Here is a 5,198-nt window from a genome sequence, read left to right as displayed (position 1 = left end):
AGCGGGAAGATTTCCCAGCTTCTGGCGCCGAACTATTCCGACCTGGCCGACCCCCGCCCGATCTTCGATTGGATGCAGGTCATCCGAAAGCGCGCCGTCGTCTATGTGGGCCTGGACGCGCTATCCGATGCCGAGGTCGCCGCAGCGGTCGGCAACTCGATGTTCAGCGATCTCGTTTCGGTGGCAGGCCATATCTACAAGCACGGGATCGATGACGGCCTGCCGGGCGCATCGGCTGGCACGCGCGTGCCGATCAACGTCCACGCGGATGAATTCAATGAACTCATGGGTGACGAGTTCGTGCCGCTGATCAACAAAGGCGGCGGCGCCGGTCTGCAAGTCACCGCGTACACCCAGACCCTTTCGGACATCGAGGCTCGCATCGGCAACCGCGCGAAGGCCGGTCAGGTGATCGGCAACTTCAACAACCTGTTCATGCTGCGCGTGCGCGAGACGGCCACCGCTGAACTGCTGACCCGGCAATTGCCGAAGGTCGAGGTCTATACGACCACCATCGTCTCCGGCGCGACCGACAGCTCCGACATCCGCGGGGCGACGGATTTCACCAGCAACACGCAGGACCGCATCAGCATGTCCAGCGTGCCGATGATCGAGCCGTCGCACGTCGTCGCCTTACCCAAGGGTCAGTGTTTCGCGTTGTTGCAGGGCGGCCAGCTTTGGAAGGTTCGCATGCCGCTGCCGGCACCGGACCCCGATGAGGTCATGCCGCAGGATCTGCAACAACTCGCGGGCTACATGCGCCAGAGCTACAGTGAGGCCACGCAGTGGTGGGAGTTCACCAGTTCCCCGGTCTTGCAGGACACGGCCTTGCCCGATGACCTGCTCGATGAGGTGGCCACCGCCGACGCTCCTGCCTCCGGCACGGGCGATATGGCCAGAGACGAGGCCGCACCATGAGCGATGCCGCCGGCACCACACGAAGGGAGCAAGGCCGCCGCCAGGGTCTGGTCATCGGCACGATCACGCTGCCTTTTCGGCTGCTTGGGGTACTGATCGGCTCGCTGCTGTTCTCCATCGTCATGGAGTGCGTGGGCATGCACTTGTTCTGGAAGGATCAAAGCTGGCGGCACTCCCAGCAGATGCTGCAGTACGAGCTGGGGCACCTGTCTAGCCATTTCACGCGCAGCGTGATCGTGCAGGAGCCGGGGCGCACAGCGCACGAGTTGGTAGATACCGGCTACGAATGGGTGTTCGTGCGTTCGGGGCTGCTGGAGCGCATGAGCCAGACCGCCGAGCGCGCCCGTGCGTCGAGCCAGGGCCAGACGCGCAACTTCCGCTATTTCATCAGCCAAGTCTATGTTTGGACCGAGAGCTACCTGATTGCGGCAGCGTTCACGACGCTGACCTTTCTCGTGCGTCTGTTGGTCCTGGTGCTCACCCTGCCACTGATCTTCACGGCGGCATTCGTAGGTCTGATCGATGGCCTGGTGCGCCGTGACGTGCGGCGCTTCGGCGCGGGCCGGGAATCCGGCTTCATCTACCACCGCGCAAAGGCGAGCCTGATGCCGCTGGCCGTGCTGCCTTGGGTGACGTACCTGGCGCTGCCGGTATCGGTGCATCCGCTGCTGATCCTGCTGCCGAGCACCGCCTTGCTTGGACTGGGTATATCCCTGACTGCGGGGAGCTTCAAAAAGTACCTCTAGCTATATTGTGCTGAACGCCCCGTCATCATCTGGACCACCATAACGCTGTAGTCGCACTGCGCACTCAATCAATACGATCCGTGCGAGGTAGGCTGCATACTGCCGCTCTGCCGCGAATGATTCCAGTCTGTCGTAGTGCGTGCCATGCAGTATCTGCGATCGACCATGGTCATAGATGTCCTTGACCAATTGCTTCAGCGTGCGAGGACGGTTGCCTCGTATTACCTGCGTGTCGTCACTCGTTCCGGTCAGATGCACGACCATTTTACAGATACCGCCGTTCCTGCCGCCGCAGCTCAGTACATCCAGGCAGGTTCCGAGCTTCGCCAACGCTATAGCATCGCTTAACTCACGGTTTCCTTCGCCGAACCAATCCAGCGCAGTAGCCCATCGATTGGCAAGCTTGGGATGCGGGTGACTCGATGGATCAAGCAGCCCATCAAGGATCGCCGCGAATGCCGGAAGAATAGATGTCATGTCATCCAACGCTTGCCTTACTCGTTCAGGAGGTTGCGAAGGAATCCGCTTCCCGAGCGAGCTTCCAGGCAACCACAGAAACCCTTTGGTTTCGACCAGGCGATCGCTACCCGCAGGCGGTAGGCGCTCGTCTTGAAGCGCCTGTTGCAGGAAGCACTCGGGGGCTCCAAAGCCCAGAGAGATAGCGTCAAGCGCTGTCTTGCCAACCAATCTCGCCAGCTTGCGTGAGAATTCACGCTCATAGCCACGGACTGTTACCTTGACCAAGGCTGGACATCCGACTATCGCACTGTAGACGGCGTTGGCCAGCCCTTCGATGGAGGAGCCATCATTGGCCTTCTGCAAGGCATCCTTGAGAATTTCCTTCCAGCGGTGGTTCGCCTCTGGTTGGTTCAGATAGTGATCCTTTCCCTGCTGAGGGAAATCTACAGAATCTATCCAGTCCGACCTATTCAAGAATGTCACCGGGCCGAGGGAGAACGGAGACTTCCTCTCCATGCCCAGGGTCCAGGCAGGGAAATAGTGCGTGTGTTCGTTGGTGATGCTTGCGAGTCGTTCCTCGATAAGCAATTTCAGTTTGGGAAGCAGCCCGCCCTGATCGCATTCATCAAACCCCGAAAGCTCACCCGAGGCGTGCATATCGGCAACGGCTTGGCGGGCAATTTTCTGAAAGGCCTCGGGTTCGATCTTCACTGAGTTCAGAGTCCGATTCTGATGGAGGGTGCTGGAGAACTGCCCAAGCGCCTCTCTTGCCTTCTTGGTGAAGTACCGCTGCATACCGTTCTCAGCGGTGATGAAATCAGGAATGCCGGCCTCTTCGGACCATGGAGTGGCCCCCTTGTGCACGCGATCTAACTCATCCACCAGAGCTTTCAGCTCGGTCTTTAGCCCCATAAATTCCTCCTCGATCTACTTCTGACCGCAGGATAGCCCAGGCTGACACCAACAGCCTCGGCATCCATCAATCCGGTCATCCGCGGGTTCCTATTGTTTGCGGCCTGAAACAGCCCCGATCTCCACGATCTAGCCATTGCTGATCACACAGGAATGGCGCGATGTTGGCTCCGATCTGGCTGCGCGCCGCGCATCGCGGCGTGCCCACTTTTCTCGTGACGGCCCTCCTGCTGGGCCAGTCCCCGATGGCGTTGGCCGAGCCCCCCGCGCAGCGTCAGGAATTGGTCGCGGCGCTGCGCCAGCTCGACGCGCTGGAGCGCACCGTCGCCGACAGCGCTACGCATGCCCCCATCCAGCCGGGCGAGCGCTACCACTTCGATTACCCGCGGCTGCTGGCTGACCTAGCGCGCGTGCGCGCCGGCATCCAGGCGCACCTCTCTCCTTCGCGTGCTCAGCCGCGCGACCCCGCCGAGCTGGCCGGCGACTACCGCACCGAGCGGGCCGTCGAGCCATCACCGCCGACGACCGCGGAGGCCAAGCCATGAACGGCGCCCAAGTCTCGGCATTTCAAGCCAACAGCGGCATCGCGCCTTCCGCGATGGCGACCGTCCTGGTCGGCGTCGTGTTCGCGGTCCTGCTCGTCTGGGGCGTCTGGGCCATCCGAACGGCTTACGTAGGGTGGTCCGAGAGCCGCCTCAACCAGCGCCAGTTCCTCGGCGTCTGCATCCGCTTCGTCGCGATGTACCTCGTCCTGACTTTCTTCCTCCTCTCCTGACCTGAAAGGCATGACCATGCAAAACTGCATCCTCACTTCCCGTCTTGCCCAGCGCGCCACCGTGGCCCTGGGCACCGCAGCGCTGCCCGCCCTGTCGTTCGCGCAGGGTCTGCCGCAGTTGGAGAACCCGACCCGCGGCACAGGCAACGGCATCATGGAAACGATCCGCAACTACGGCTACGACATCATCATGCTCGTGGCTCTGCTGGTGGTGGCGTCCATGTTCATCGGCGTGTGCTACCACGCCTACGGGACCTACGCGGAAATCCACACAGGCCGCAAGACGTGGGGCCAGTTCGGCCTCACGGTCGCCATCGGCGCCGTCTTGCTCGTGATCGGCATCTGGCTGCTCACCGAAGCCACCGGCATCCTGTAAGCGAGGCCGGTATGTCCGAGCAGCAGCACGTCCGTGCTGACGGGACGGTCACGTTCCTTCCGCACCGGCTCAATCGACATCCCGTTGTGGTGCGCGGTCTCACCGCCGACGAGTTGTGGATCTGCTGCGGCCTGTCCGGTGCCGCCGGCCTGCTGGTCGGTGCGCCGCTGTCCTGGGTGTTCCGCACGATCGCGCTCGCGCCCACGTTCGTCGTGCTGGGCGTGGCCTTCGGCGTGTTCATCGGGGGCGGCATCCTGCGTCGCCTCAAGCGTGGGCGTCCCGACACCTGGCTGTATCGGCAACTCCAGTGGCGCATCGCCACGCGCTATCCGCTGGTGGCGGGCTGGGTGGGCGGCCATGTGCTGATCTCACGCTCCGGCTTCTGGACCACCCGAAGGTCTGCTGCAAGGGGGGCACGATGAGCCGCTTCAAGAACGAGATCACCCATCTGCAGGCGCACATCAAGACGCTTCGCCTGGGTGCTGGCGCGCTGGTCATCGTCGCCCTGGTGATGGGCGGCGGCTGGTGGAGCGCTCCGCGCGACCTGACCATCCACGTCCCGCCTGATCTGCGCTCCGGCAGTACCCGCAAGTGGTGGGAAGTGCCGCCCGAATCGGTCTATGCGTTCACGTTCTACGTGTTTCAGACCCTCCACCGTTGGCCCACGAATGGCGAAGAGGACTACGCACGCAACCTTCACACACTCTCGCCGTATCTCACGCCGTCCTGCCAGGCTTTCCTGCGAGCCGACTACGACTACCGCCGCAGCACGGGTGAGTTGCGCCAGCGCGTGCGCGGCATCTACGAAATCCCGGGCCGTGGCTACGGCGACGACCCTACGACGCGCGTGCGCGTGGTCTCCGACCGCGACTGGGTGGTGACACTGGACATCAGCGCCGACGAGTACTACGGCGCGGAACAGGTCAAGCGCGCCCTGGTGCGCTACCCCATCAAGGTCACGCGCGTGGACATCGATCCCGCCCGCAACCCGTTCGGCCTGGTACTCGACTGC

Annotated in this window: 8 protein-coding genes; 7 read left to right on the top strand and 1 reads right to left on the bottom strand. The window is 62.7% G+C overall.

Annotated features, from left to right (window positions below):
* Together EKA13_RS25840 and EKA13_RS25835 are read left to right on the top strand one after the other, a co-directional pair.
* Window positions 1-918, top strand: a 918-nt coding sequence (locus tag EKA13_RS25840; RefSeq protein WP_176717488.1) for a TraM recognition domain-containing protein, incomplete at its 5' end; no start/stop codon positions are given.
* Complete coding sequence (locus EKA13_RS25835; RefSeq protein ID WP_003158635.1) at window positions 915-1,664, top strand: TIGR03747 family integrating conjugative element membrane protein; 750 nt, start codon at window positions 915-917, stop codon at window positions 1,662-1,664. The genes EKA13_RS25840 and EKA13_RS25835, both read left to right, overlap by 4 nt.
* On the opposite strand, the gene EKA13_RS25830 is transcribed toward EKA13_RS25835, so the two are convergent.
* Window positions 1,665-3,035, bottom strand: coding sequence for a hypothetical protein (locus EKA13_RS25830; protein ID WP_003158636.1), 1,371 nt, complete (start codon window positions 3,033-3,035; stop codon window positions 1,665-1,667). It lies immediately after the preceding gene.
* A 161-nt stretch (window positions 3,036-3,196) separates the two neighbouring features.
* On the opposite strand from EKA13_RS25830, the gene EKA13_RS25825 reads away from it, so the two are divergent.
* From EKA13_RS25825 to EKA13_RS25805, 5 genes are all read left to right on the top strand, one after another.
* Entirely contained in the window at window positions 3,197-3,580 is a 384-nt protein-coding gene (locus EKA13_RS25825; RefSeq protein ID WP_065761902.1) for an integrative conjugative element protein, RAQPRD family, read from the top strand.
* Complete coding sequence (locus tag EKA13_RS25820) at window positions 3,577-3,810, top strand: TIGR03758 family integrating conjugative element protein (RefSeq protein WP_013520781.1); 234 nt, start codon at window positions 3,577-3,579, stop codon at window positions 3,808-3,810. Before EKA13_RS25825 ends, EKA13_RS25820 begins: the two co-directional genes overlap by 4 nt.
* Window positions 3,811-3,826: 16 nt before the next feature.
* Window positions 3,827-4,186: a TIGR03745 family integrating conjugative element membrane protein gene (locus tag EKA13_RS25815; protein ID WP_009459670.1), complete on the top strand. Its 360-nt coding sequence runs from the start codon at window positions 3,827-3,829 to the stop codon at window positions 4,184-4,186.
* An 11-nt stretch (window positions 4,187-4,197) separates the two neighbouring features.
* On the top strand, window positions 4,198-4,608 hold the full coding sequence (locus EKA13_RS25810; RefSeq protein ID WP_003158639.1) for a TIGR03750 family conjugal transfer protein: 411 nt from the start codon (window positions 4,198-4,200) through the stop codon (window positions 4,606-4,608).
* A partial coding sequence (locus tag EKA13_RS25805; protein WP_065761901.1) for a PFL_4703 family integrating conjugative element protein occupies window positions 4,605-5,198 on the top strand: 594 nt, incomplete at its 3' end. The genes EKA13_RS25810 and EKA13_RS25805, both read left to right, overlap by 4 nt.

The organism is Pseudomonas defluvii, from assembly GCF_001695625.1.
GTDB lineage: Bacteria > Pseudomonadota > Gammaproteobacteria > Pseudomonadales > Pseudomonadaceae > Aquipseudomonas > Aquipseudomonas defluvii.
The sequence above is the reverse complement of the archived record's forward strand: the minus strand, read 5'-3'. Positions and strand labels throughout refer to the sequence as shown.

Bases quoted from the DNA above. Each gene is read 5' to 3' on its own strand.
- EKA13_RS25835 (WP_003158635.1), top strand. From the start codon at position 915: ATGAGCGATGCCGCCGGCACCACACGAAGGGAGCAAGGCCGCCGCCAG.
- EKA13_RS25830 (WP_003158636.1), bottom strand. From the start codon at position 3,035: ATGGGGCTAAAGACCGAGCTGAAAGCTCTGGTGGATGAGTTAGATCGC.
- EKA13_RS25825 (WP_065761902.1), top strand. From the start codon at position 3,197: ATGTTGGCTCCGATCTGGCTGCGCGCCGCGCATCGCGGCGTGCCCACT.
- EKA13_RS25820 (WP_013520781.1), top strand. From the start codon at position 3,577: ATGAACGGCGCCCAAGTCTCGGCATTTCAAGCCAACAGCGGCATCGCG.
- EKA13_RS25815 (WP_009459670.1), top strand. From the start codon at position 3,827: ATGCAAAACTGCATCCTCACTTCCCGTCTTGCCCAGCGCGCCACCGTG.
- EKA13_RS25810 (WP_003158639.1), top strand. From the start codon at position 4,198: ATGTCCGAGCAGCAGCACGTCCGTGCTGACGGGACGGTCACGTTCCTT.